General features: G+C 69.8%; 20 protein-coding genes. 13 read left to right on the top strand and 7 right to left on the bottom strand.

Annotated elements, in window-relative coordinates; genetic code table 11:
- Positions 1–16: 16 nt before the first annotated feature.
- Positions 17–1801 carry an IucA/IucC family protein gene (locus ASF39_RS10510; RefSeq protein ID WP_056283435.1) on the bottom strand — a complete coding sequence of 595 codons (1785 nt, stop codon included), beginning with the start codon at positions 1799–1801 and terminating at the stop codon, positions 17–19.
- A 1263-nt stretch (positions 1802–3064) separates the two neighbouring features.
- Between ASF39_RS10510 and ASF39_RS10505 the strand changes: the two genes are divergently transcribed.
- Together ASF39_RS10505 and ASF39_RS10500 are read left to right on the top strand one after the other, a co-directional pair.
- A complete protein-coding gene (locus tag ASF39_RS10505; protein WP_244472348.1) occupies positions 3065–5311 on the top strand; it encodes a TonB-dependent siderophore receptor in 2247 nt (748 codons plus the stop codon).
- A 58-nt stretch (positions 5312–5369) separates the two neighbouring features.
- Positions 5370–6932: a PepSY-associated TM helix domain-containing protein gene (locus tag ASF39_RS10500; protein WP_056283433.1), complete on the top strand. Its 1563-nt coding sequence runs from the start codon at positions 5370–5372 to the stop codon at positions 6930–6932.
- A gap of 34 nt (positions 6933–6966) precedes the next feature.
- Here ASF39_RS10500 and ASF39_RS10495 read toward each other — a convergent pair whose 3' ends face one another.
- The 3 genes from ASF39_RS10495 to ASF39_RS10485 form a co-directional block, all read right to left on the bottom strand.
- Positions 6967–7311 (bottom strand): DUF3325 domain-containing protein, encoded by a 345-nt coding sequence (locus ASF39_RS10495; protein ID WP_055887085.1) that lies wholly within the window; start codon positions 7309–7311, stop codon positions 6967–6969.
- The gene (locus ASF39_RS10490) at positions 7311–7634 is read right to left on the bottom strand and encodes an iron transporter (RefSeq protein ID WP_244472347.1); all 324 of its coding nucleotides are present in this window, start codon (positions 7632–7634) and stop codon (positions 7311–7313) included. Before ASF39_RS10490 ends, ASF39_RS10495 begins: the two co-directional genes overlap by 1 nt.
- Positions 7635–8205: 571 nt before the next feature.
- On the bottom strand, positions 8206–8646 hold the full coding sequence (locus ASF39_RS10485) for a PRC-barrel domain-containing protein (RefSeq protein WP_055887082.1): 441 nt from the start codon (positions 8644–8646) through the stop codon (positions 8206–8208).
- A gap of 280 nt (positions 8647–8926) precedes the next feature.
- On the opposite strand from ASF39_RS10485, the gene ASF39_RS10480 reads away from it, so the two are divergent.
- Positions 8927–9289, top strand: coding sequence for an SWIB/MDM2 domain-containing protein (locus ASF39_RS10480; RefSeq protein WP_055887078.1), 363 nt, complete (start codon positions 8927–8929; stop codon positions 9287–9289).
- Positions 9290–9365: 76 nt separating this feature from the next.
- Here the strand turns inward: ASF39_RS10480 and ASF39_RS10475 are convergent, their stop codons facing one another.
- Together ASF39_RS10475 and ASF39_RS10470 are read right to left on the bottom strand one after the other, a co-directional pair.
- Entirely contained in the window at positions 9366–10163 is a 798-nt protein-coding gene (locus tag ASF39_RS10475) for an SDR family oxidoreductase (RefSeq protein ID WP_056283431.1), read from the bottom strand.
- Positions 10164–10227: 64 nt separating this feature from the next.
- The gene (locus ASF39_RS10470) at positions 10228–11637 is read right to left on the bottom strand and encodes an MFS transporter (RefSeq protein WP_244472346.1); all 1410 of its coding nucleotides are present in this window, start codon (positions 11635–11637) and stop codon (positions 10228–10230) included.
- A gap of 88 nt (positions 11638–11725) precedes the next feature.
- Here ASF39_RS10470 and ASF39_RS10465 point away from each other — a divergent pair, with 88 nt between their 5' ends.
- The 5 genes from ASF39_RS10465 to ASF39_RS10445 all read left to right on the top strand — a co-directional run bounded on the left by ASF39_RS10465 (position 11726) and on the right by ASF39_RS10445 (position 17908).
- Positions 11726–12763: an alpha/beta fold hydrolase gene (locus ASF39_RS10465; RefSeq protein WP_056283423.1), complete on the top strand. Its 1038-nt coding sequence runs from the start codon at positions 11726–11728 to the stop codon at positions 12761–12763.
- A gap of 144 nt (positions 12764–12907) precedes the next feature.
- Complete coding sequence (locus tag ASF39_RS10460) at positions 12908–14305, top strand: hypothetical protein (RefSeq protein WP_056283420.1); 1398 nt, start codon at positions 12908–12910, stop codon at positions 14303–14305.
- A gap of 239 nt (positions 14306–14544) precedes the next feature.
- Positions 14545–15498 (top strand): acetyl-CoA carboxylase carboxyltransferase subunit alpha, encoded by a 954-nt coding sequence (locus ASF39_RS10455; RefSeq protein WP_200938196.1) that lies wholly within the window; start codon positions 14545–14547, stop codon positions 15496–15498.
- A gap of 5 nt (positions 15499–15503) precedes the next feature.
- Positions 15504–16193 (top strand): DUF1796 family putative cysteine peptidase, encoded by a 690-nt coding sequence (locus tag ASF39_RS10450; RefSeq protein ID WP_056283415.1) that lies wholly within the window; start codon positions 15504–15506, stop codon positions 16191–16193.
- Between the two features lie 212 nt (positions 16194–16405).
- On the top strand, positions 16406–17908 hold the full coding sequence (locus ASF39_RS10445) for a murein L,D-transpeptidase family protein (protein ID WP_055887051.1): 1503 nt from the start codon (positions 16406–16408) through the stop codon (positions 17906–17908).
- Positions 17909–17922: 14 nt separating this feature from the next.
- On the opposite strand, the gene ASF39_RS10440 is transcribed toward ASF39_RS10445, so the two are convergent.
- On the bottom strand, positions 17923–18552 hold the full coding sequence (locus tag ASF39_RS10440; protein ID WP_056283600.1) for a TlpA disulfide reductase family protein: 630 nt from the start codon (positions 18550–18552) through the stop codon (positions 17923–17925).
- A 42-nt stretch (positions 18553–18594) separates the two neighbouring features.
- Here ASF39_RS10440 and argH point away from each other — a divergent pair, with 42 nt between their 5' ends.
- From argH to ASF39_RS10415, 5 genes are all read left to right on the top strand, one after another.
- Positions 18595–19986 (top strand): argininosuccinate lyase, encoded by a 1392-nt coding sequence (gene argH, locus ASF39_RS10435; protein WP_055887047.1) that lies wholly within the window; start codon positions 18595–18597, stop codon positions 19984–19986.
- A gap of 120 nt (positions 19987–20106) precedes the next feature.
- Positions 20107–21117 carry an NAD-dependent epimerase gene (locus tag ASF39_RS10430; RefSeq protein ID WP_056283412.1) on the top strand — a complete coding sequence of 337 codons (1011 nt, stop codon included), beginning with the start codon at positions 20107–20109 and terminating at the stop codon, positions 21115–21117.
- A 181-nt stretch (positions 21118–21298) separates the two neighbouring features.
- Positions 21299–21613 carry a hypothetical protein gene (locus ASF39_RS10425; RefSeq protein ID WP_056283410.1) on the top strand — a complete coding sequence of 105 codons (315 nt, stop codon included), beginning with the start codon at positions 21299–21301 and terminating at the stop codon, positions 21611–21613.
- 156 nt (positions 21614–21769) lie between these two features.
- Positions 21770–22474, top strand: a complete 705-nt coding sequence (locus ASF39_RS10420) for a hypothetical protein (protein ID WP_055887037.1) — start codon at positions 21770–21772, stop codon at positions 22472–22474.
- A 373-nt stretch (positions 22475–22847) separates the two neighbouring features.
- A complete protein-coding gene (locus ASF39_RS10415) occupies positions 22848–24131 on the top strand; it encodes an ATP-binding protein (protein WP_056283407.1) in 1284 nt (427 codons plus the stop codon).
- Positions 24132–24140: the final 9 nt, after the last annotated feature.

Raw genomic sequence — 24140 nt, 5'->3', positions numbered from 1 at the left:
GCGCGCGCATGCCGTCTCAAGAGGCGAGGGCATGGCCGGCCTCCGTCCGAGCCGCCGCGCGCAGGCGGAGCGGGTTGGGCATGTCGATGTAGTTGCCGCTGCCGTCGCCCGAGGCCAGCTCATCGCGATCGGACAGGCGCACGCGCAGGTTGGCCTTGGTGCAGAGGGTCGGCCCCTGCAGCACCGCGCGGGCGAAGGCCCGGCCATGTCCCGTCATGCGGCGGGCCATCGCCTCCAACCGGTCGGCGAGGTCGTCGACGAGGATATCCTCGCCGACCGGCCCGTCGTGCCCCATCCGGGAGATCACGGAGAAGATCTGGTTGACCACGAGATAATAGGCGAGGCGGCGGCGGACCTCGCCGTCCTCGAAATAGAGCCCGGCGATGGCGGCGGTCTCGGGCGCGAGGCGCAGGAGCCGCGGGCGGGCCGACTCCGACAGGTAGAAGCCCTGGTTGTCGCGGTAGAAGCCCCGGCGCGGCCAGCCGGTGGAGACGTCGAGGAGCGCGTTCTGCTGATGCGCCTCCAGTGCGATCCCGTGCGCGTCGTAGAGCGCGACCACGGGCTCCAGCATGCAATCGAGGTAGAGGCCGAACCAGGTTCGGGCGGCCTTCGACGGCGCGGTGCCGTCGTCGCGGAGATGGCGCAGCAGGGTCTCGAGCCGTGAGGGGCGGCCCGGAAGCGGCTCGGCGGTCAGGGCCGCCAGGGTGGCGACGCCCCGCTCGGCCCCATCGCGGAACGGGTTTTCGCGAAACACCGTCTCGAAGCCGCTCTCCTCGCGGTCGGGGCAGCGCAGCGTGAGATAGGCCGGGTCGGAGAGGATCCGGAAGGCGGGATGGCGCGCAGCGAACCCGCTGCGCGCGATGAGCCGGGCCATGGCGACGCCGGCTTCGAGTTCGGCGATCCGGTTGACGCGCAGCGAGTTGGTGAGGGTGACGGGAAGCGAGAACTTCGCCATCCAGGGGCTCTCCGGCGCGTAGACGGTCCGGAGCGAGGAGGTCGCTGTGAAGCGGGGGCCGAAGGCGCCGAGGCGCCTCAGCACGCCCGCATCGACCATCGTCGCGACGTGCGGCTCCAGCATCAGGGCCTCGGCCTGGAGCGGATGCATCGGCACGGCGATCTCGCCCGGCCGCAGCGGCACCCGGGCCGCATCGGCGCCGAGAAGCTCCAGCGCGACCTCGGGCGCGGAGCGGGACCCTGCCGAATCGTGCCGGGCGCGGTCCGCACGGACGGCGAAGACGGCGAGTTGGAACGTGCCCGCTTCCTCGGGCGCATAGGCTCGCGCCTGCCAGGACGCGAGACCCTGCCTGCTCTTGGGCGTCGGGTGGAGCCAGTGTCCGAAAACCAGCGCGCGGTCGGCCCCGATGAAGCTCGTGTCGTCGGCCGTCGCCTCTCGGGCGAGATCGAGCTGGCGGGCGGTCTCGCGGTAGCTGTCGAGCACGCGCCCGAGCAGTTCCAGCTCGCGCCCGCGGGCCGTCTCCCCCGATCCTTCGTCCACGCGCGCATAGGCCTCGCCGAGGAGGTCCTGGATCGCGCGCATCGGCGCGACCGAACGCCAGCGGGGCTCGTGGAGATGACGGGTCCAGAGGCGGCCGAAGATCTGCGCGCCGCACAGCGAAGGGGAGCGGATTTCGGCGCGGATCGCGATGCGCTGGCTGCGCAGGTTCCATTCCACGCAGGCTGCCGGCGGCCTGTCCGGCAGGGCATGACGGACCCGGATGCCGGGATCGATCTCGCGCAGGTAGCCGTTCGCGAAACTGCGAAAGGCCGCCGCCTCGGCAATGGGCTGGGACGATGGTGGCATGAGGATCGATCCTCGGCGAAGGCCTTCGGTGGCGAGGCCTTGGGGTGGCGAGGCCTTGGGGTGGCGAGGCCTTGGGGTGGCGAGGCCTTGGGGTGGCGAAGGCCTCGGGTTGCCAGGCGGCGCGGCCGAGGACGGCCGCGAGGGGATCGGACGGTCTACCGGCCGACGGTCGGCATCCTGCGCGACGTCTCCATCGCCTCAGGACGGTGCGGAGCGACACGTCGCTCCGACGATGCGGCACGGCGGGCCATCGTTTCGCGCGCGGCCGCAGGGCTGCGCACCGGCCGGTACGAGATCGCCCCGCCGGCGAATTCGCGGTTGCGTGAAGTCGCGATGACGACCCGGGCGCCTCCTGTTTTCGTCAATGGCATTCTCCTCCCCATGCCGATCGTCGCGAAGATCCAACGAAAGAAATAAAACCGTCGAATCATCTCTATTGCACGCCCAATATGGGTATTGATATCGCTGATATAGAGATCATATATTGATAGATATTATTTTAAGATAGCATCATGTACTATTTATTGGATGTTTGGCATGAAATGATCGATCGTAGAAACGACGTCAAGACAAAAACGATAGATTGGAATTCGTCGATTTCCATTTTTATCGCAAACCAATGCGGCTGGCGTCATTTACGATGGCTTTCACGTTTGGGTTATCGTTCGGAAGCTCGTTTGTCCGATCCATATGCCGTGCTTGTCGGGCGCCCAATCTTCCGGTCGACGCGTTTCGGCAACGCCACGACGTCGGGCGCCTCCCGTATTCGGCCCACCGAGCGGTTCCGCATGGCCCGGCGATCATCGGCGGCCGGTGTCCTCGGATGCGCCTTCACGCAGGGCGAGGGTCATCACGGCCCAATCGCGAATGGCACGCTCTTGTTCCAGAAAAACGTGGCGCTTTGCAAGCATCTATCGATTAGAATACTTCCATAATAACGTATCGAGCGTGTGTCTTGCCTGCAACGGCGCCTCTAAATGAAATGTATCTTATAACTGTTCTATTTCTCATCCGGCGTCGACGACGGCACGATTCGTGAGGGAGGTCAGCGACTTGCCGTGCCGACCGATGCCAGGCTGGAATAGATATAACCTGTTGGAGGAGTTGCTTAATTTGGAAAAGCGCCGCCTCGCTGGCGCCGGCGATCGTGCGCAGCGGGCCGATCGGCGGACACATCACGGGGGTTTTGACATGGCGTTGTGCGTACGTGGATCATACAGGCGGACGGCGTGGGTCGCCCTCGCCGGCGTGTCCATGGGGGTGATGACCCAGGCGGCGGTCGCAGGCGGCGGTGCCGGCCCGACCCTCCGACGGGTCGACGCCTCGACGATCGCTCCGGTCAATCCGCGCTACGTCCAGCTCGGCGCGCAGGGTGCGGACGCGGTGACGCTCGAAGAGCTGCGCGTCGAGGGGCAGGTCCAGGGCCGCGGCGTCGTCGGCGGCCAGCCGCCCTCGTCCGGCACCGTGGGACAGCCCCCCGTCCCCTATGCCGGCGGCCAGGTCGGGTCCGGAACCCGTGTCGGCTTCCTGGGCAATCGCTCGGTCCTGAAGACGCCCTTCAACGTCACGGGCTACACCAACAAGCTGATCGGCGATCAGCAGGCCCGGACGCTGTCCGACGTCGTGCTCAACGATCCGTCGGTCCGCAACGACGCTCCGGCGTTCAGCGATCGCGACTCGTTCTTCATCCGCGGCTTCTCGGTCACCAACCTCGATACCGCCTTCGACGGCCTGTTCTACATCGCCAATCCGCGCCGCACGCAGCTCGAGGGCATCGAGCGGGTCGAGATCCTCAAGGGTCCGACCGCGCTCCTGAGCGGCGGGACCGGCCGGGTCGGCGGCACCATCAATCTCGTCCCCAAGCGCGCCTTCGACGAACCGCTGACGCGGATCAACACCTTCTACACGAGCGACGCGCAGGTCGGGACGCATCTCGACGTGGGCCGCCGCTACGGGGCGTTCAAGGAATGGGGCGTTCGCTTCAACGGCGCCTACCGCAACGGCGCGACACCGCTCGACAAGAACGCTCTCGAGGTCAGCAACCTCGCGGTCGGCCTCGACTACCGTGGCGACCGTTTCCGCGCCGCGCTCGATCTGACGCATTCGAAGCAGAACGTCACGGCACCGTCGTCGCTCTTCAACTCGGCGGCGGCCAATATCGCGATTCCCCGGGCGCCGAACAATCGACGCAACACCTCGAATTCCTTCGAGTACTACGATTCGTCGTACAATATGTTGGCAGGGCGGGTCGAATATGACCTGTTGCCGGACACGACGGTCTACGCCGCCGGCGGCATCAGCCGCTACAACGAGGATTCCCTGTCCTCCTTCTATCAGATCACGAGCCCGACCGGCCGGGCGACGAACACGCTGTCCATCTCTCCCACCGAGCTTCAGGGCCGCAGCATCGAAGTCGGGCTGCGCTCCCAGTTCGAGACGGGGTTCGTCGGCCACCGGTTCAACGTCTCGGCCGTCGAGGCCTACAACGGCAATTTCTCGCGCGGCTACACCGCACCGCGGCTCCCCAGCTACCAGACCAACATCTACGACCCGGTCTACCTGCCGTCTGGCTCCGTCCCGACGATCGGATTCCCTCGCTCGGGCGGACAGCCCATTTTCGCCGACCTCACCGCGCGCAGCGTGGCCATCGCCGATACCCTCTCCCTCGCGGGCGACCGCTTCCTGCTGACGCTGGGCGGGCGCTACCAGGAGATCGACCAGAACGGCTTCGTGGCGCTCCCGGGCCCGACCCAGGGGTCGCCGACGTCGCAATACAAGGAGGGCAAGATCACTCCGGCCATCGCCGTCGTCTTCAGCCCCTTCGACGCGCTGTCGTTCTACGGCAACTATATCGAGGCCCTGGTGCCGGGGGCGACCGCACCGACCGTGGCCGTCAACGCCAACGAGATCTTCGCCCCCACGGTGAACATGCAGAAGGAGGTCGGCGCCAAGTACGATTTCGGCACCGTCGCGGTCACGGCGTCGCTGTTCGAGATCGAGCAGCCGAGCGCCTTCACCGATCCCACCACCAGGCGGTTCTCCGTCAGCGGCCTCCAGCGCAACCGCGGCATCGAGTTCAATGTGTTCGGCGAGCCCTTCGCCGGCGTGCGGCTGCTCGGCGGCGTCACCCTCATCGACGCCAAGCTCGTCAACACCCTGGGGCGCCAGTTCGACGGGAATGCCGCGCCCGGCGTCCCCGACACCGCGTTCAACCTCTACGGCGAGTACGACCTGCCGCCGTGGCTGGCGCCGGGGCTGACGCTGACCGGCCGGGCGATCTACACGAGCGGCCAGTTCTACAACCAGGCCAACACGCAGTCGGTGCCGGACTGGACCCGCTTCGACGCCGGCCTGCGCTACGTCTTCGAGGGCGTGAACGGCAAGCCCGTCGTCGTCCGCGCCATCGTCGAGAACCTCCTCGACGATTCGTACTGGGCGTCGGCCGCCCGCGGCTTCCTCGCGGTGGGGGCGCCCCGCACGTTCATCCTGTCCGCATCCTTCGACTTCTGAGGCCTGCGATGACGATCGGACCCGCGACGATCCTCGCCCCCGGTGGGGGGACCGCATCGTGACAGGAAGCTTTCGCCAGTCGATGGCGTGGCTGCACACCTGGTCCGGCCTCGTCGTCGGCTGGGTGCTGTTCGCCGTCTTCGTGACGGGCACCGCGAGCTACTACCGCACCGACATCTCCCGCTGGATGCGCCCCGAACTCGCCCAGGTCGAGGCGGTGCAGGGGCCGGAACTCGCCGCGGCCGCCGAGCGGGCGGTGGCCTATCTCAAGGAGCACGCGCCCAAAGCCAGGACCTGGCTCGTTGGCATGCCCCGGCCCGATCACCCGGTGCTCGACCTGTTCTGGCGCAACCGGCCCGGGGAGCCGCCGGGCCACGTCCTGCTCGATCCGCGCACCGGCGCACCGGCCGCCGTGCGGGACACGGAGGGCGGCGACTTCCTCTATCTGTTCCACTTCGAACTGCATCTGCCGTCGTTCTGGGGGCGCTGGGCGGTCGGCGTCTGCACCATGATCATGCTGGTGGCGCTGATCTCCGGCATCGTCACCCACAAGCGGATCTTCGCCGACTTCTTCACCTTCCGCCGGGACAAGGCGTCCCGGCGCAGCTTCCTCGACGCCCACAACGTCACCGGCGTCCTGGCGCTGCCGTTCCACCTGATGATCACCTACACGGGGTTCGTGACGCTGGCGACGTTCTACATGCCGTGGGGTGTGACCGCGGCCTACAAGGGCGAGGCCAGGACTTTCTTCGCCGAGGCCGGCTGGACCACGACGGCCCGCCCGCCGAGTGGAAAGCCCGCCGCCCTCGCGCCGGTCGGGCCGCTCGTCGCGCGGGCGCTCGCCACCGTGCCGGAGAGGCTGGAGCGGCTGACGATCGCGAACCAGGGCGATGCCAAGGCGACCGTGGTGGCGATGTTCGAGGAGCCGCACGGCATTTCCCACGAGCAGCCCCAGATCGCCTTCGACGGCGTGAGCGGCGAGATCCTCGAGGTCCGCAACGGCGGCCTCGAGCCCGCAGCCAAGACCTTGACGGTCATGACCGGCCTGCACGAAGGGCAGTTCGCCGGCACGGCCCTGCGCCTGCTGTTCTTCCTGTGCGGCGTGATGGGCTGCGCCATGATCGCGACCGGGATCGTCCTGTGGTCGCTGGCGCGCCTGCCGAAAGCGGCCGAGCGACCCTTCTTCGGCCTGCGCCTCGTCCAGGCGCTGAACGTCGGCAGCATCGTGGGTCTTCCGGCGGCGGTCGCCGTCTATTTCCTCGCCAACCGGCTCCTGCCCGTGGACCTCGCCGGACGGGGGGATCGGGAGGTCCAGGCGTTCTTCGCCGCCTGGATCGTCGCGGCCGTGTTGCCGCTCGCCCGCCCGGAGCGGCGGGCCTGGTGCGAGGGCCTCGCCGCGGTCGCGCTCCTGTGCCTGGCCGTCGTCGCCGCCGACGTCCTCACGACGCCCGGTCACCCCTTGCGCCGATCCGGCGGCGATCCGCTCTTCGCCTGGTTCGACGCCGCGATGCTGATGCTGGCGGCCCTGTTCGCCCTCGCGGCCCGCAAGGTCGTCCGCTACGAAGCCCCGCGGCGGAAGGCTTCGGACCGCCCGATCGAGCCGACGATGACGGTCTCTTGAAGAACACGTCCTGTCACGCCCGGCCGGATCGGCCTCAGCGCAACAAGAGCAGCAGACCCGCGCACGCTCCGACGAGGAATGCTCCCGCGCCGGCCGGATAAACGATGCGGGGACGATAGGACAGCAGCAGGACGAGGGCGACGGCCGCCCCCGTCAGCGCACCGATCCATCCGACGAGCCCGAGGTCCCAGCCTTCCACGTGCCCGGTCAGGAGCAGGGACAGGCCGATGCCGACCCATCCGGCCAGGCGCAGGGCGACGACCCGCCGTTTTCCCGGCCTCGACCGGAACACCTCCCTGTGGTGCCGGTCCAGGCTCAGGCAGAGGGCCGCGAGCGCCGCAAAACCCAGCCCGAGGTTGAGAACGAGGGCGGCCGGCATCAGAATCCCGCTCCCGCGGAGGCCACCAGCCACAGGCTCCCGCCGATGACGATTGCGGCACCCGCCGTCATGACGGTCGCCCGCAGGAGGGAGCGCATCGCGAAGACCAGCACGACGACCCCCGCCATGACGGCAAAGCTGAGAAGCGTCGCCGTCGTCACCGCCTCGGGCCGCGACAGGGGCAGCGTCAGCGACAGGAGCGCGGTGACGAGCGCGGCGATCCCGTAGCCTCCTCCCGTTGCCAGGGCGACCCGTCCGGCGATCCTGGCTCCACCGACGAGGCGAGATCCGCTGCGGATCGAGGTCGAGGTGGTGTTCGACACTGCAAAAACCTCATGCCTCGGCGTCGGAGCCGGAATTCCATCGACCGCCATTGTCGGACAAAAAATCGATGCCTTCAATAATGTCGCATCAATCGCCGTGTCGCTACGCAGGTAAGAATGATAAACATTCCAATGTACGTCTTGCGTTGCTTGCGCATCCGGACCTAGGCTGGACGGCCGGTGCTGACAAGATCGAATCCCACGGGGCGGATTGCACGCTCAGGCCGACCTCGAATGCGTTGGCTGCACCGCCATCGCGGGTTTCCTCGCTGAGGCAGACCGGTGTGGCGTCGAGCGGGGCCCCGGGCCGGCGAAGTCTCGTCGTAGCCGTTCCCGCGGAACACGAGAGCGAGACGATCATCCGCCGCCGTCGAAGCGACGGCCTGCCGACCTTGTCGCTGCCTTTCAAGCGGTACCCGCACGGGCCCACGGCGCTCTCGGTCGAGCCGGAGCGCTCGTCGATGCGTTCACCGTCCCCCGCGAGGCAGGACGATGACATCGGGCCGGGACATGGGACCGGCGGCTAGCCCGGACGTCTCGGCGTCGTCCGCTCGCCGTCCGGGCATGGTGGCTACAGGCGTGGTTCGCCGCCCGAAGTCGGCATGTCGTTCGCCAGGAGGGGTTGGTCGCGACCGTCCCCGGGCGCCTGCTCCAGGGCGTCGCGGTCGATCTCGACCACGTAGCCGCCGAGCTCGACGCTGTAGCGCAGGGAGCGCCAGGGCAGCGGGTGCAGGCTCTCGCCCAGCCCCAGGAAGCCGCCGGCGGCCAGCACGACGTAGGCGACCTGACCCGAGACCTTGTCGAGCATGACGCTCTTCACTGCGCCGAGGTGCGTGCCCTCCTGGTCGTAGACCGCGGTGCCCTCGACGCGGGTCGAGGCGATGAGGCGCGCGGTCTCGTCGGTGCCGATGTCCTCGGCGGCGGGGTCGAGTTCGAGCGATCCGGGGGCGCGCAGAATCCGCTCCTGATCGTCCTGCGGCGGGCGGTGCGAGGCGGGCAGGTCCGTGGGCATGCGGTCTCCTGGAGTGGCGCCGACGGGGCCGGGCCGGCGCGGGTTCGCTGTTGCCGAAGGGGAAGCCCGTCGCGGGCCGCGAGGTTCCGCCGGGCGGCCGCCGCGGCGCGCGGAATGGGTCTTCCAGGTCGCTCCGTCTTCACCATCTGTGGATGACGATCGCGCTGGCGGTGATTTCCCCTTGGAACGCGGTGGTCACCGCTTAGTTGTTGCAGCTATGCGCCCCGAGGCCTTGGGCCACGGATCGACTGGCGCTCGCAGCCACATCCGGAGGGAAGCCATGGCTACCAAGACCGCACCGAAGGCCACCGAGAAGGCGGCCGCCGCTCCCAAGGGGAAGAAGGCAGCCGAGACCAAGGGCTCCGATGGCAAGGCCGCCGAGACCAAGGCCGCCAAGCCCAACGCCCTGCAGCAGCCCCTCAAGCCCACCGAGGAACTCGCCGCCATCGTCGGCGCCGCCTCGCTGCCGCGCGGTGAAGTGGTCAGCAAGGTCTGGGAGTACATCAAGAAACACAATCTCCAGAACCCCGAGAACAAGCGCGAGATTCTGGCCGACGACAAGCTCAAGAAGGTCTTCGGCAAGGACAAGTGCACGATGTTCGAGATGAACAAGCACCTCGCGGCCCATCTCAAGTCGGCCTGACGGTCCGCTTCCGACCCAACCGAAAACCACGCCCGGTCCGTCACGGACCGGGCGTCGTCGTGTCCGGGGTCTTCCGTCAGGCGATGTTGCGCAGCACGCCGCCGTCGACACGCAGGGCCGCGCCGCTGGTGGCGCTGGCCGCCGGGCTGCAGACGTAGGCGACCATGTTGGCGACCTCGTCCACGGTGGCGAGCCGCCCGATCAGCGAGGTCGGCCGGTGCTCGGCAACGAAAGCCTTGCCCATCGCGTCGAGGTCCGGATTCTCGCTGCCCTCGGCCATCGCCTTCATGAAGTCGGCCACGCCCTCCGACAGGGTCGGGCCGGGCAGCACGCTGTTGACGGTCACGCCCGAGCCCGAGACCGTCTCGGCGAGGCCCCGGGCGATGGCGAGCTGCGCGGTCTTCGTCATGCCGTAGTGGACCATCTCCACGGGGATGTTCACGGCGGATTCGCTGGAGATGAAGACCACGCGGCCCCAGCCCTTCTCGACCATGCCGGGCGTGTAGGCCCGCGACAGCCGCACCCCGCTCATCACGTTGGTCTCGTAGAACCGCTGCCAGTCCTCGTCCGGGATCTCGAAGAAGGGTTTCGGCTCGAAGATGCCGGCGTTGTTGACGAGGATGTCCACCGCCGGCAGGCCGGCCACCACGGCCTGCGTGCCCGTGGCCGCCGAGACGTCGCCGGGGGCGGCGAAGATCGCGCCCGAGCCGGTCTCCCGCTTGAGGCGGGCCACCGCGTCGGCGCAGCGGTCGGGGGTACGCCCGTTGACGGCGACGGTGGCGCCCAGGCCCGCCAGTGCCTTGGCGATGGCGTAGCCGATGCCGCCGGTGGAGCCGGTGACGAGGGCGGTACGCCCGGTGAGGTCGAGGTTCATGGCCACTCCTGATGCTGGTCGACGTACCCCGACAACGCGTCGGAGGCCGCCGGGTTGGCGGAGGTCACCCCTGCGGCTGGCGCCGCATCACGCTGGCCGCCGCGCCCAGCGCCGCCAGCCCGCAGGCGCACCACAGGGCGACCGTGATGGCGGGGCCGGGCCCGAGACCTTGGCCGAGCCCGAAGATCACCGCCACCAGGGCCGCGCCGAGGGATTGCCCGGTGAGGCGGGCCGTCGATTGCATGCCGCTCGCGCCCCCGCTGCGGTGGCGCGGTGCGCTCGTGATGATGACCTTGTTGTTGGGTGACTGGAATAGCCCGAAGCCGAGGCCGCACAGGGTCAGGCGCCAGCCGATGTCGACGGCGGACGGATCGGCCGGCAGCAGGGCCACCGCGGCCAGCCCGAGGGCGAGGAGCGTGAGGCCGACGCCGCCGAGCAGGCCCGGCGCGTAGCGGTCGGCGAGCCGCCCCGAGATCGGCGCCATGACCGCGATGGCGATGGGCCAGGGCGTCATCAGGAAGCCGGTCTGCGTCTCGGAGAGCCGCATCACGTCCTGGAAGTAGAACGGCAGCGCCACGTAGGCCATCATCTGCGCCGCGAAGGAGGCGACGGAGGTCGCCATCGACAGGGCGAAGGCGGGGATGCGCAGGAGATCGACCGGCAGCAGGGGTGCCGGCCTACGCAGCTGCGTGAGGACGAACACCGTGCCGACGGCCAGCGCCGCGCCGATCTCGAGGAGGGCGATTGCGCGCCCCTCGGCCTGGCCGATGCCGTCGATGCCGATGATGAGGAGGCCGAAGCTGAGCGCGTTGAGCACCGCGCTGACCCCGTCGAACCGGGCGCCGCTGCGGGGCGTGGCGGGGAGCGTGCGCAACGCCACCGCGAAGGCGACGACCCCGACGGGCAGGTTGACGAGAAAAAGCCACGGCCAGGTCGCCACCGACAGGATCGCCGCCGCCACGGTGGGGCCGGCCGCCGAGGCCATCGCCACGATCAGGGCGACGTTGCCGACCCCGCGCCCGATCAGCCGGCTCGGATAGATGAAGCGCACCAGCGCGATGTTCACGCTCATTATCCCGGCCGCCCCCACCCCTTGGGCGATCCGCGCCGCCACCAGCCAGCCGAGCGAGGGCGACAGGGCACAGGCCAGCGAGGCGGCGGTGAACAGGACCAGCCCCCCGAGGTAGACCCGGCGGTAGCCGAGGATGTCGCCCAGCGACGCGAACGGCAGCAGGCAGGCCGTCACCGCGATCTGGAAGCCGTTGACCACGAAGATCGCCGCGGACGGACTCACCCCGAGGTCCTTGGCCATCACCGGCAGGGCGACGTTGACGATCGCCCCGTCGAGCACTGCCATGGTCATGGCGAGCGCGATCGCCAGGAGCGCCAGCATCCGCTCGCGCGGCGGCAGGCCGTCCATCGACTTTGCAGCGTCCGGCCCGCTGGCGGCTTGCGTATCGGCCTCTTGCGTCATGAGCGTGTCCATGGCCGGTACGGCGACCGTGCCGCCCTATGTCACCGCGCATCCGCCTCGTTCAAGGCATGCCACACCGGAGTTCCCCATGGCTTTCCCCAAACGCGGCCCTGCCGTGTCCTCGGCGCTGACCGGTTCGGCCCTGTGCCTGGCGCTCGTGCTCGGCCTCGCGCCGCTTCCCGTCCGGGCCGACGAGGCTCCCCTCGGGATCGGGATCGAGGGCTTCGCCTATCCCTATCCGGTGCGCTTCCTCGACCTGATGCGCGATGGGGAGCGCCAGCGCCTCGCCTACATGGACGTGCCGGCCTCGGGCACCCCCAACGGCCGCACCGCGCTCCTGCTGCACGGGCGCAATTTTCCGTCGAGCTACTGGGAGCCGGTGATCGCCGCCCTGAGCGCCGGTGGCTACCGGGTGGTGGCGCCCGACCAGCTCGGCTTCGGCAAGTCGTCGAAGCCGGTGGCGCCCTTTAGCTTCGACACCATGGCGGCCGAGACGGTGGCGCTGCTCGATGCCCTCGGCCTGCCCCGGGTCGACGTGGTCGCCCATTCGATGGGCGGCATGCTCGCGGTCCGGCTCGCCCGCAACGCGCCGGCGCGGGTCAATGCCCTGGTCCTCGAAGCCCCGATCGGCCTGGAGGACTACCGGTTCTTCGTGCCGCCGGTCTCCAACGACACCCTGCTGCGGATCGAGACCGACGCCACCGCCGAGGCCTACCGCCGCCAGCTGATGACGAACTACGCCCTGTCGCTGCCCGCCTCCGCCATCGAGCCGTTCGTCGCGTTGCGCGAGCGGGTGAAGGGCTCGGGCGAGTATCCGCGCTGGGTGCAGTCCTTCGTGAACTCCTACCAGATCATCTGGGGCCAGCCGGTGGTGCACGAGATCCCCCTCGTCACCGCCCCGACCCTGTTCGTGATGGGCGAGAACGACCGCAATGCGCCGGGCAAACCCTTCGCCCCGCCCGCCCTGAAGGACCGGATGGGCGACAACGCGGCCCATGCGAAGGCCCTCGCCGCGAAGATGCCCAACGGCCGCGCCGAGGTGCTGCCCGGCATCGGCCATCTCGTCCACATGGAGGCGACGGCCCGCTTCAACGACCTGATGCTGACGTTCCTCGACGGAAACTGACCGGCAGGTGCCGGCGAATCTCATTCTTCTCGCCGTGCATGCCGTTTCGCGCCCGCGTTTACGGGATCGATACTGAGTCGATGCACTTATCGGTTGCACGGGAAGGCTGTCGATGTCGCATCCCGGACGATGGGGAGTGGCACGATGGCAGCGTCGGTGGGGGTGCCAGCGCCGGCGACGTACCGGGCGCCATGGTGGTCACGCCTGCCGTCGCCGGGCACGCTCCGGATCGGACCGACGCTGTGGCTGCTGGCCGCCGGCCTGATCCTCCCCAACGCCCTCGCGCTCGGCGCCGAACTCGCCTTCGGGCTCCCGTGCCGGACGCTGTCGATCACGGCCTACGCCATTCTCGCCCTCACTTGCGGACGTTGGCCGAGGGCACTCGTGGTCGCCCTGTTTCCCCTTCTCCTCCTGTTCGATCTCGCCATGACCATCCCTCGGATGTTCTTCATCGAGATCGGGGCGATGGGGCGCAACCTCGGCCTGCTGGCGCAGGTCGATCTGCTGGCGTCACCATTCTACATCGCCTTGCTGGCCGGCCTTTGCGTCCACCTCGCCGTCAACCTCGCGGTCCTGGCCTCGTGCGGTCGGCGGATGGCCGCGGGCAACCGGTCGCTCCTCCTCGCGGCGGCCCTCGCGCTGGGCGTGGCAGACCTGAGCGACGACGGCATGCTCGCCCAGGCGGTGGGTCCGCTCGCGAGCATCGGCCAGCCGTTCGAATCGGCGGTGATCGCCTCGGGCTTCGACACCCTCGCAAGCCCGGCGGTGCCCGGTCGCAACGTCCTCCTCGTCGTCGTCGAGAGCCTCGGCGTGCTGCGCGATGCCCGGGCTCGCGCCATCCTGTTCTCCGCCTTCGAGGCGCCGGATCTGGTCCAGCGGTTCGACGTCACCCGCGGCACGACGACCTTCTTCGGGGCGACCTCCCACGGCGAGATCCGTGAACTCTGCCGCACGCGCACCGCTTACGGCGACATCGCGGCGAGCGGGGAAACCACCGCCTGCCTGCCCAACCGGATGGCCGCGCACGGCTACAGCACCCTGGCGCTGCATGGCTTCAGCCGGATGTTCTGCGACCGTGCCGCCTGGTATCCGCAGGTCGGGTTCGCCCGCAGCGCCTTCGGCGAGACCCTCACCGGCATCGCGCCGCGCCGGTGCGGCAGCGCCTTCTCGGGGCCCTGCGACGTCGATATCGCGCAGACGATCGGCCGGACGATGGCGGAGGCCCGCGACCCCCTCTTCGTCTACTGGCTGACCCTGAACTCCCACGTGCCGGTCAAGCCCGGCCAGGCGACGCGGCGCCACGATTGCAACGACGGTGGCGGCCCGTTCGGAGATCCGGAGGTCTGCGCCATGGCCGAGATCTGGCAGGACCTGTTCGCGGCGGTGACCCGCCTGGCCGTGGCCAACCCGCGGACCGAGATCCTTCTCGTGGGAGATCATGCCCCGCCCCTGTGGCGGCGCGCGGCGCGCAGTCGGTTCGAGGCGGACCGCGTGCCCTGGCTGCGCCTGTCGCCACGGGCTGGCATCCTGGTCGCCCGGTAGGATGCGGTCGGGCCGGTGGCCCGGGAAAAAGGGGGCGGGGTCGGCGATCGCAAGGACCCCTCGCTGTTGACAGCCGAGGCGGCTTCGCCAACACCCCCGGGCCGGGTGCCGGCCGTTCTCGGCCCGGCGGCCACGGCACCGTTCGCCTGGGCGGGCCGGCCGTGCCCGGGCGACGAGCATGGCCCGGGGCGACCCATCCGGCCGCGGCGACCAACATGGACCCCCGATCGATGACGGTGATGCGCTCCTACCTCGATTTCGAGAAGCCGGTGGCCGAACTCGAGGCGAAGGTCGAGGAATTGCGGACGGTGGCCGCCCGCGACGGCGCCGTCTCCATCGCCGACGAGGTCGGGCGCCTGGAGGCCAAGGCCGCGGCCGCGCTCTCGGACATCTACGCCGCCCTCACGCCCTGGCAGAAGACGCAGGTCGCCCGTCATCCGCAGCGCCCGCATTTCGTCGATTACTGCGCCGGGCTGATCGCCGAGTTCACGCCGCTCTCGGGCGACCGCACCTTCGGCGAGGACGCCGCGGTGGTGGCCGGGTTCGGGCGCTTCCAGGGGCGCTCGGTGTGCGTCATCGGCCAGGAGAAGGGGGCGACCACCGAGGCGCGCCTGCGCCACAATTTCGGAATGGCGCGGCCGGAGGGCTACCGCAAGGCGGTGCGCCTGATGGAACTCGCCGACCGCTTCGGACTGCCGGTGCTCGCCTTCATCGACACGGCGGGCGCCTTCCCCGGCATCGAGGCGGAGGAGCGCGGCCAGGCCGAGGCCATCGCCCGCTCGACCCAGGCCTGCCTGGCGCTCGGTGTCCCCAACGTCGCCCTCGTCATCGGCGAGGGCGGCTCGGGCGGCGCCATCGCGCTCGCCACCGCCAACCGCGTCCTGATGATGGAGCACGCGATCTACGGGGTGATCTCGCCCGAGGGCGCCGCCTCGATCCTGTGGCGCGACCAGGGCCGGGCCAGCGACGCGGCCACCGCCATGAAGATCACCGCGCAGGACCTCCTGCGGCTGGGCATCATCGACCGGATCGTGCCCGAGGCGACCGGGGGCGCCCACCGCGGCCGCGAGGCGGCCATCGCGGCGGCCGGCGAGGCGATCGCGGCCTCCCTCGCCGAATTCGACGGCCTCTCGCCGGACGAGGTCCGCGACCGGCGCGCGGCGAAGTTCCTCGACATCGGGCGCAAGCTCTAGCGCCGATGCGCCTGTCCCTCGGCTCCCTCCTGAGGCGCCGGACCGAGCGCGCGCCCGATACCCGCGAGCCGGGCGCCCTCAACCACGTCTCGCTGGGCAGCCACTGCCACATGGCCCAGATCCTCAAGGACAGCGGCCTCAGGACCTGGTCAGGCCCGTTCGACTGGATCTTCTCCGCGCCGGGCATGGTGCGAGACTGCCTCTCGGACGACTTCGCGCTGCTCCTCGACCGGCGCCAGCACGAGACCACGCGGCCCGAGGAGCGGCCCAAGCCCGGCGAGTTCCTGGGCCGGCACCGCATCTACTGCCAGCGCCACCGGATCCCGTTCGTGTTCAACCACCACGACCCGGCCGGCAACGACGTGGACTACGCCTTCCTCGAGCGCGGCGTCGAACGCCTGCGCCGTGCCCTCGACACCCCGGGCACCGAGAACCGGTTCTACCTGATGACCGCGATGCCGGTCCGGGAGGCGGCCCTGATGCAGCTCTGCGACCTTTTGGCGCGGCGTACGTCCCGGAACCATCTCACGCTTCTCGAAGTCGCGCCCGGCCAGGCCGCGGCGGCCGTGGAGCGGGTCGAGCAGCCGCGTGCCGACCTGACCCGGCTTCGGGTCGCAACCCGCTCGGTTTCCACCGGCATCCGCTTTCGCGACCCGGCCGACGACGTCTTCGTCGCGAACCTCCTGCGCGGCTGAATCCGGTCGTGGGGCCCCGACGTATTCGGGTTCCCGCGATCCAGTATCTCCCCCCGACAATCCCGGAATTCACACCCCGGCGCGGTCGCGGGGCCTGCGGCCATGTCGCTCGCCTTGCGGTAAAGAACGGGTAAGTTTAACGACGCTATGGGTTTGGGGAGTATTGGGCGCGAGGGTGACATCCCGCGCACGACGGCAAGACGGGGTTCCCCATGGCTTTTCGTCCCTTCGCGGCGGCGTGCATCACCGCTCTGACGATCTCGCTGGGCGCCTGCCAGGACGGCGGGCTCGGCGGTGTCGCCTCGACGCGTCACCTCGCCCCGGTGCCGCCGAAGACCCTCGCGCTGATGGCGCAGAAGGGCATGAGCCAGAACGACCCGATCCTGATCCGCGCCTTCAAGAAGGAAGCGGAGATGGAGGTCTGGAAACGCGACGGCCGCGGCCGCTACGCGCTCCTGAAGACCTTCCCGATCTGCCGCTGGTCGGGCCAGCTCGGCCCCAAGACCAAGCAGGGCGACCGTCAGGCGCCGGAGGGCTTCTACACGGTGACCCCGGGGCAGATGAACCCGAATTCCTCGTACTACCTCTCCTTCGACACCGGCTATCCGAACGCCTACGACCGGGCGCAGGGCCGCACCGGCAACTACATCATGGTCCACGGCACCTGCTCGTCGGCGGGCTGCTTTGCCATGACCGACGAGTCGATGGGCGAGCTCTACGCCCTCGCGCGCGACTCCTTCGCCGGCGGCCAGCGCGCGTTCCAGTTCCAGTCCTATCCGTTCCGGATGACGGCCCAGAACGTCGCCAAGTACCGCAACGACCCCAACACCCCGTTCTGGAAGAACCTCAAGGAGGGCTCGGACTATTTCGAGGCCCTGGGCGAGGAGCCGCGGGTGGCGGTGTGCGGCTCGCGCTACGTCTTCGGCGGTGCCGACGTGGCGGCGGGCTCCTGCACGCCCAAGGTCGAGACCCTGGTCGCCGAGAAGCGCGAGCGCGACAACCAGGCCGTGGCCGAGCTGATCGCCAAGGGCACCCCGGCGACGCGGGTGGTCTACGAGGACGGCGGCCAGAACCCGGTGTTCCGGGCGCCGGCCACGACCACCGCCTTCGCCAGCCTCGGCAAGTCCGAGGAGCCCGAACTCCCCTACGACGCCAAGGACTTCGCCCGCCGCCATCTCGGCGAGGTGAGCCGGCCCGATGCCCTGGCCGCCGCCGGTCGCGAGATCGAGGTCGACGCCAAGGGCCGTCCGGTGATGGTCGCCGCCGCCGAACCGGCGATCCCGACCAAGGCCGCCGCCGCGGCCCTCACCGCCAAATCCGTCGCCGACAAGTCCGTCGCCGACAAGGCGGGGGCCGATCGCAAGGGCGCCACCCGCATGGCCGCGCCCGAGCCGGCCAAGGCGCCGGAGCCGGTCAAGCCGGCCCGGGTGATGGTGGCCGATGCCGATGGCGACCCGAGCGCCTACCAGAAGCTGCTGGGCGGGCTGCTGAAGTCCGGCCCCACCGCGCCGGCGACGCCGGCTACCGATGCGGCCACCATTCCCGCCGTGGTCGCCGCCGCGCCGGTGACGCCCGCCAAGCCCGTGCGGACGGCCGCCGCCGCCGTCAAGCCGGCACCGAATCCGGCGACGGTGGCCAAACCCGCCAAGGGCGATGGCAAGGCGGAGCCGAAGCCCGCCGCCCACAACGTTGCGTCACCCGCCGGCAGGAACTGAACGCGACGCCGCGGTCACGGCCGCCCGATCGCCGCCGCGATGAGGCGCTTGGCATCCTCGCTCGCCCAGTCGGCCGGGCCCTTCATGATGCCGAGCGTGCAGCCGCCCGCATCCACCAGGATCGTGGTCGGCAGGCCCAGCGTGCCCGTCTCCTTCTGGAGCACGGGCAGCACGCGCCCCGTCGGGTCGGCGTAATAGGCCAGGGCCCGGATGCCGTTCTCCTTCAGCCAGAGCGGTGGCGTTTCGAGGTTGCGCGTGTCGAGGTTGATGGCGACGACGTGGAAGTCCTTCGCGTCGAAGGCCGCCTGCAGGCGGTCGAGGGCCGGCATCTCCGCCTTGCAGGGGGCGCACCACGTCGCCCACAGGTTGACCAGGAGCGTGCGCCCGCCCATTCCCGCCAGGGTGACGTCCCTGCCCTCCGGGTCCTTGAACGGGAAGGCCGGCGCCGGGCGCGGCGTCTCCAGCACCTGGAGGGCGGCGACTTCGCCCCGTGCCAGCGGCGCGAGGCGCGCGGAGGTCTTGGCGGCGCCCGCGCAGGCGCCGGTGTTGCCGCCCGTCGTCCCGGTCCCGTATAGGGCGAGGCCGGCGGCGAGCGCCGCGACGAGCCCGATGCCGGCGGCGAACGCCGCTGTGGTGCGAGGCATCATCGTTGCGTGCCCGCGGCGGATGGAAGGATCGATGACGACATGAGCAACCGGATGTGGGGCGGGCGGTTCGCGAGCGGACCGGCCGAGATCATGGAGGAGATCAACGCCTCCATCGGATTCGACAAGCGCCTCGCACCCCAGGACATCCGCGGCTCGCTGGCGCATGTGGCGATGCTGGGGCAAGCCGGCATCCTGCCGGCCGACGATGTGACCGCGATCGAGGCCGGGCTCAAGGCCGTGGCCGCGGAAATCGAGGAGGGCCGCTTCGCGTTCCGCCGGGAGCTCGAGGACATCCACATGGCGGTCGAGAGCCGCCTGACCGAGATCGTCGGCCCGGCCGCCGGGCGCCTGCACACCGCCCGCTCGCGCAACGACCAGGTCGCCACCGACATGAAGCTGTGGGTGCGCGACACCCTCGAGGGCCTCGACGCCCAGGCCGCCGGTCTGCAGAAGGCGCTCGCGCAAAAGGCGCTGGCGCATGCCGCCACGGTGATGCCGGGCTTCACCCACCTGCAGTCGGCCCAGCCCGTCACCTTCGGCCACCATTGCCTGGCCTATGTCGAGATGCTGGCGCGCGACCGCGGCCGGTTCCAGGACGCGCGCCGCCGGCTCAACGAATGCCCGCTGGGTGCCGCCGCACTGGCCGGCACGTCGTTCCCGATCGACCGCCACGCCACGGCCGCCGCGCTCGGTTTCGACCGGCCGACCGCGAACTCCCTCGATTCGGTGGCCGACCGGGACTTCGCGCTGGAGTCGCTCTCGGCCGCCGCCATCTGCGCCGTCCACCTCTCGCGCTTCGCCGAGGAACTGGTGGTGTGGACCTCGGCCCAGTTCGACTTCGTGCGCCTGTCGGACGGCTACACCACCGGCTCGTCGATCATGCCGCAGAAGCGCAACCCGGACGCGGCCGAACTGGTGCGGGCCAAGTCCGGGCGGGTGATCGGCGCGCTCACCGGCCTGCTCATCGTGATGAAGGGCCTGCCGCTCGCCTATTCGAAGGACATGCAGGAGGACAAGGAGGGCACCTTCGACGCGCTCCAGGCCCTGTCCCTGTGTCTGGCCGCCATGACCGGCATGGTGCGCGACCTCGAGCCCAACGCGGAGGTGCTCGCCCGCGCCGCCGGCTCCGGCTACGCCACCGCCACGGATCTGGCCGACTGGCTGGTGCGCGAGCTCGGGCTGCCGTTCCGGGAGGCGCACCACGTCACCGGGCGCCTCGTCGGCGTCGCCGCGGCCAGGGGCGTCGGCCTGGAGGCGTTGTCGCTCGCGGACCTGCAGGAGGCGGAGCCGCGCATCGGCGAGGCCGTCTATGCGGTTCTGGGGGTCGAGAATTCGGTGGCGAGCCGGACCAGCCACGGCGGCACCGCCCCCGACAACGTGCGTGCCCAGGCCACGCGCTGGCTCGCGGCGCTGGACGCGCCTGCGGCGTGATGCGCAAGCGCGGTCGACGGACCCGCGCTACCTCGGTCGCTCGGGTGCCGCGGGCTGCGACCGCAGAACCGCGGGCCGCTCTTTTGCGGATCCCGCTCACGTCGCGATAGGAGTCGAGCGATGGATACGGTGCTGGTCACGGGCGTTGCCGGCTTCATCGGGCTCCACGTCGCCGAACGGTATTTGGCCGCAGGGCGGCCGGTCGTCGGCATCGACAACCTCAACGATTACTACGACGTCTCCCTCAAGGAAGCGCGGCTGGCACGGCTCGCGGCCGACCCGAATTTCCGGTTCGTCCGGATGGACATCGCCGACCACGCGGCGGTCGATGTGCTGTTTTCCGAGCATCGTTTTCGGCTGGTCGTCCACCTGGCCGCCCAGGCGGGGGTGCGATACTCGCTGAAGAACCCGCGCGCCTACGCCCACAGCAACGTCGACGGCTTCCTCAACATCCTCGAAGGGTGCCGGCATCACGGCTGCGAACACCTCGTCTACGCCTCGTCGAGCTCGGTCTACGGCAAGCTCACCAAGATGCCGTTCTCGGTGCACGACAACGTCGACCATCCCGTCAGCCTGTACGCCGCCACCAAGAAGGCCAACGAGCTCTTCGCCCATTCCTACAGCCACCTCTACGGCCTGCCCACGACGGGCCTGCGGTTCTTCACCGTCTACGGCCCTTGGTATCGGCCGGACATGGCGCTGTTCATCTTCACCAAGGCCATCCTGGCGGGCGAGCCGATCACCGTGTTCAACAACGGCGCGATGCAGCGTGACTTCACCTACATCGACGACGTCGCGGAAGGCGTGCTGCGGGTGGGCGAGGCCGTCCCGTCCGGGAATGCGGCCTGGACCGGCATGGCTCCCGACCCCGCCAGCAGCAGCGCGCCCTATCGCATCTACAACATCGGCAACAACCGGCCGGTGGCGCTGCTGCGGCTGATCGAGGTGCTGGAGACGTGCCTGGGCCGCAAGGCGGTCCGCCAGCTGCTGCCGATGCAGGCGGGCGACGTTCCCGCGACCTATGCCGACATCGACGCCCTGACCGAGGCCGTGGGCTTTCGCCCCTCGACCCCGATCGAGGTCGGCGTCGAGCGCTTCGTGCGATGGTACCGGGATTACTACGGGGTCTGACGGCAGGGGCGCGGCCCCGTTCCGGCCCGCCGCCGGGGAAGAGGCCGGCAAAACCGATCCCGGCGTTCCCGCGCAATCGGCGTGAAACTTGTTTGTGGTCTCACGGGTTGTAAGCGTGGCCGTTCACGGCCCAGCCAGGTTTGCCCCGTTAGATCACCGCCAGCGTTTCGGAGATCGCTTGATGCCCGTCGAAAGTTGGACTCGGCCGGACGACGTGCCCGCCCAGGCGGCGCAGGCCAGAACGTACATCGACGCGGCCCTTGCGCGCCTCGACGAGGCCGAGCGAGAGGCGTTCTGGGCCTCGATCGTGAAGTGCTACAACACGCCCTACAACGACCCCGAGCCCCGCACCCTGGTGCGCCCGGCCCCGGCCCCGGTCCGGATCGTGCTGGCGGACGAGACGCCCGATGGCGAAGGCCCGGTCGAGGCCGCGGACCTCGCCCATCTCGCCGCGATCCCGGCCGCCCCGGGCCCTGTCGACCATCACGTCCGCTGACCGGCGACGCCCGCGGCTGAAGGGGGTGATGTCCTGCGCCGCGCCGGCCGATGCTTGCCGAAAAAGGCGTGACGGTTAAAACGGGGCCTCCGGCCGGGCGATGCGGCGGGAGCGGCCACGGCGGCCGCCTCGAGGCCCACAGGACCCAAGAAGCCCATGTCGCGTGTCGTCGCCCGCAGTCTCGTTCTCGGAACCTCGGCCCTCGTCCTCCTGTCGGTGCCGATCGCCGGGCCGGTCGGTCCCGGACCGGCCCTCGCCCAGCAGCAGGCTCCCGCCGCCGTCGAGGAGACCGAGGCGCCACCCTCGCGCAAGCGCGGCCGCCGCGGCCGCGAGGCCTCCCGCGAGGCGACACGGACGGCGCCGGGCATGCAGCAGGCCACCCCCGTCGCCATCTTCGGGGACTGGAACGTGTTCGCCTCCGGCCAGGGCAAGACCCGCGTGTGCTACGCCATCGCCCAGCCGCAGACGCGCACGCCCAAGACCCTCAAGCGCGATTCCGCCTATCTCTTCGTCACGGTTCGCAAGGGCGAGAACATCCAGAACGAGGTCGCCGTGATGCTCGGCTTCCCCGCCAAGCCCGCCGCCAGCCAGGCCAAGCCGGCCGCAGCCGCGGCACCGGCGATCTCCGCCTCCGGCGATCCCGCCCTGGCCCTCGGTGCCGTCCGCTACGGCCTCGTGGTCAAGGATGGGAACGCCTGGCTGCAGAACCCCGCCGAGGAGGCGCGGGTCGTGGCCGAAATGTCCCGGACGCCCAAGGTCGTCGTCAAGGCGACGTCGATGAAGGGCAACCCGACCAGCGACGAATACGCTCTGGCGGGTTTCGGCGACGCGATGAAGCGGACCCGCGAGGAGTGCCGCTGAGGGCGCCACGGCCCTGAACGGGGAGGGCGGGCGCCGCCGGCCTTCTTCCACAGGTTTTGCCGGCCCGATCCGCACATCACGGTTCCGCGATGACGGCGAATTCTCCCGTGACGACTATGCCGTCCCGCCGTTCGCGTGGACTATCGTCTTCATCATCGATCGGCGGGAGGGTTCCGACCGCGTCTCTGGGATGTGTCGGAGCGGTCGAAGATTACCGAAAGTTGCTTTGGGCGCAACTTGTCATATGATGTGAATTGATGTCAGCATGTTTGTGGGAGCATTTGAGGATGCGGTATGCCAACCGCATCCGTCTTTCCTTCGCCAAACGCTGAACAGGTCGCCAAGCTAACCTGATCCGAGACCGAGACTCGCCATGTTGGATTTTCTCGGGACCTTCTTCGATCGGAGCCCCCTCGCTCCGCATGGGATCTGCCTGCTGTGGCGTCCCGAACTGATCTGGACGCATGTCGTCTCAGACCTCGTGATCGGGCTGGCGTACTTCTCGATCCCCGTGGCGCTCGGGGTGTTCGTGACGCAACGGCGCGACATCGCCTTCGGCTGGATGTTCTGGGCCTTCGCGCTCTTCATCCTGGCGTGCGGCACCACGCATTTCTTCGCGATCTGGACCCTGTGGGTGCCCGACTACGGTGCCGAGGCGCTGGTGAAGGCGGCGACGGCGGTCGTCTCCGTCGGTACCGCGGCGGCGCTGTGGCCGCTCCTGCCCAAGGCCCTGGCGCTGCCCTCGCCCGAGACGCTGCGGCAGGCCAACGCCGATCTGCGGGCCCGCATCGCCGAGCGTGACGCGGCCCTGGCGGCCCTGCGCCAGGCCAATGCCGAGCGCGACCGGGCCGAGGAGATGCTGCGCCAGACCCAGAAGATGGAGGCGATCGGCGAATTGACCGGCGGCGTCGCCCACGACTTCAACAACCTCCTCGGCATCGTCATCGCCAACCTCGACCGTATCGCCCAGGTCGTCCCCCGGGACGCGAAGGCCGACCACGCCATCGCCGATGCGATGACGGGGGCCGAGCGTGCGGCGAACCTGGTGCAGAAGATGCTCGCCTTCGCCCGCCGCCAGCCGCTCCACCCGACCGTGATCGACGCCAACCGCCTGATCGGCGATCTCTCGGAACTGGTCCGCGGCGCCCTCCACGCCATCGCCCAGCCGCGGCTGGAACTGGCCGAGGGCCTCTGGGCCGTGAACGCCGACACCAACCAGCTGGAGAGCGTCCTCCTCAACCTCGCCGTCAACGCCCGGGACGCGATGCAGCCGGGCGGCGTGCTCACGATCCGCACACGCAACCTGCCGGCGGCCACGGCGGCCGCTCACGCCGGGCTCCAGCCGCGCGACTACGTCTGCATCGAGGTGGTGGATACCGGCTCTGGCATGTCGCGGGAGGTGGCCGAGCGGGCCTTCGAGCCGTTCTTCACGACGAAGGCGGTGGGCCAGGGCACCGGTCTCGGCCTCAGCCAGGTGTTCGGCTTCGCGAAGCAGTCCGATGGGCATGCCGAGATCGAAAGCCGCATCGGCAGCGGCACCGTGGTACGTCTCTACCTGCCGCGTCACGATCCCTCGCGGCTACCCGAACCGCGTCTGCTCCCCGCCGCGTCCGAGCGGTCCGGCCCGTCCGCCTTCTCCATGCCGAAGTTTGCCTGAGGTCTTCAT

It is taken from the genome of Methylobacterium sp. Leaf108, from assembly GCF_001423265.1.
In the GTDB taxonomy this organism is placed as follows: Bacteria; Pseudomonadota; Alphaproteobacteria; order Rhizobiales; family Beijerinckiaceae; genus Methylobacterium.
The sequence above is the reverse complement of the archived record's forward strand: the minus strand, read 5'-3'. Positions and strand labels throughout refer to the sequence as shown.

Excerpts from the sequence above, each read along its gene's own strand:
- ASF39_RS10510 (WP_056283435.1), bottom strand. The coding sequence starts at position 1,801 with ATGCCACCATCGTCCCAGCCCATTGCCGAGGCGGCGGCCTTTCGCAGT.
- ASF39_RS10505 (WP_244472348.1), top strand. The coding sequence starts at position 3,065 with ATGACCCAGGCGGCGGTCGCAGGCGGCGGTGCCGGCCCGACCCTCCGA.
- ASF39_RS10495 (WP_055887085.1), bottom strand. The coding sequence starts at position 7,311 with ATGCCGGCCGCCCTCGTTCTCAACCTCGGGCTGGGTTTTGCGGCGCTC.
- ASF39_RS10485 (WP_055887082.1), bottom strand. The coding sequence starts at position 8,646 with ATGCCCACGGACCTGCCCGCCTCGCACCGCCCGCCGCAGGACGATCAG.
- ASF39_RS10480 (WP_055887078.1), top strand. The coding sequence starts at position 8,927 with ATGGCTACCAAGACCGCACCGAAGGCCACCGAGAAGGCGGCCGCCGCT.
- ASF39_RS10475 (WP_056283431.1), bottom strand. The coding sequence starts at position 10,163 with ATGAACCTCGACCTCACCGGGCGTACCGCCCTCGTCACCGGCTCCACC.
- ASF39_RS10470 (WP_244472346.1), bottom strand. The coding sequence starts at position 11,637 with ATGACGCAAGAGGCCGATACGCAAGCCGCCAGCGGGCCGGACGCTGCA.
- ASF39_RS10465 (WP_056283423.1), top strand. The coding sequence starts at position 11,726 with ATGGCTTTCCCCAAACGCGGCCCTGCCGTGTCCTCGGCGCTGACCGGT.
- ASF39_RS10460 (WP_056283420.1), top strand. The coding sequence starts at position 12,908 with ATGGCAGCGTCGGTGGGGGTGCCAGCGCCGGCGACGTACCGGGCGCCA.
- ASF39_RS10455 (WP_200938196.1), top strand. The coding sequence starts at position 14,545 with ATGCGCTCCTACCTCGATTTCGAGAAGCCGGTGGCCGAACTCGAGGCG.
- ASF39_RS10450 (WP_056283415.1), top strand. The coding sequence starts at position 15,504 with ATGCGCCTGTCCCTCGGCTCCCTCCTGAGGCGCCGGACCGAGCGCGCG.
- ASF39_RS10445 (WP_055887051.1), top strand. The coding sequence starts at position 16,406 with ATGGCTTTTCGTCCCTTCGCGGCGGCGTGCATCACCGCTCTGACGATC.
- ASF39_RS10440 (WP_056283600.1), bottom strand. The coding sequence starts at position 18,552 with ATGCCTCGCACCACAGCGGCGTTCGCCGCCGGCATCGGGCTCGTCGCG.
- argH (WP_055887047.1), top strand. The coding sequence starts at position 18,595 with ATGAGCAACCGGATGTGGGGCGGGCGGTTCGCGAGCGGACCGGCCGAG.
- ASF39_RS10430 (WP_056283412.1), top strand. The coding sequence starts at position 20,107 with ATGGATACGGTGCTGGTCACGGGCGTTGCCGGCTTCATCGGGCTCCAC.
- ASF39_RS10425 (WP_056283410.1), top strand. The coding sequence starts at position 21,299 with ATGCCCGTCGAAAGTTGGACTCGGCCGGACGACGTGCCCGCCCAGGCG.
- ASF39_RS10420 (WP_055887037.1), top strand. The coding sequence starts at position 21,770 with ATGTCGCGTGTCGTCGCCCGCAGTCTCGTTCTCGGAACCTCGGCCCTC.
- ASF39_RS10415 (WP_056283407.1), top strand. The coding sequence starts at position 22,848 with ATGTTGGATTTTCTCGGGACCTTCTTCGATCGGAGCCCCCTCGCTCCG.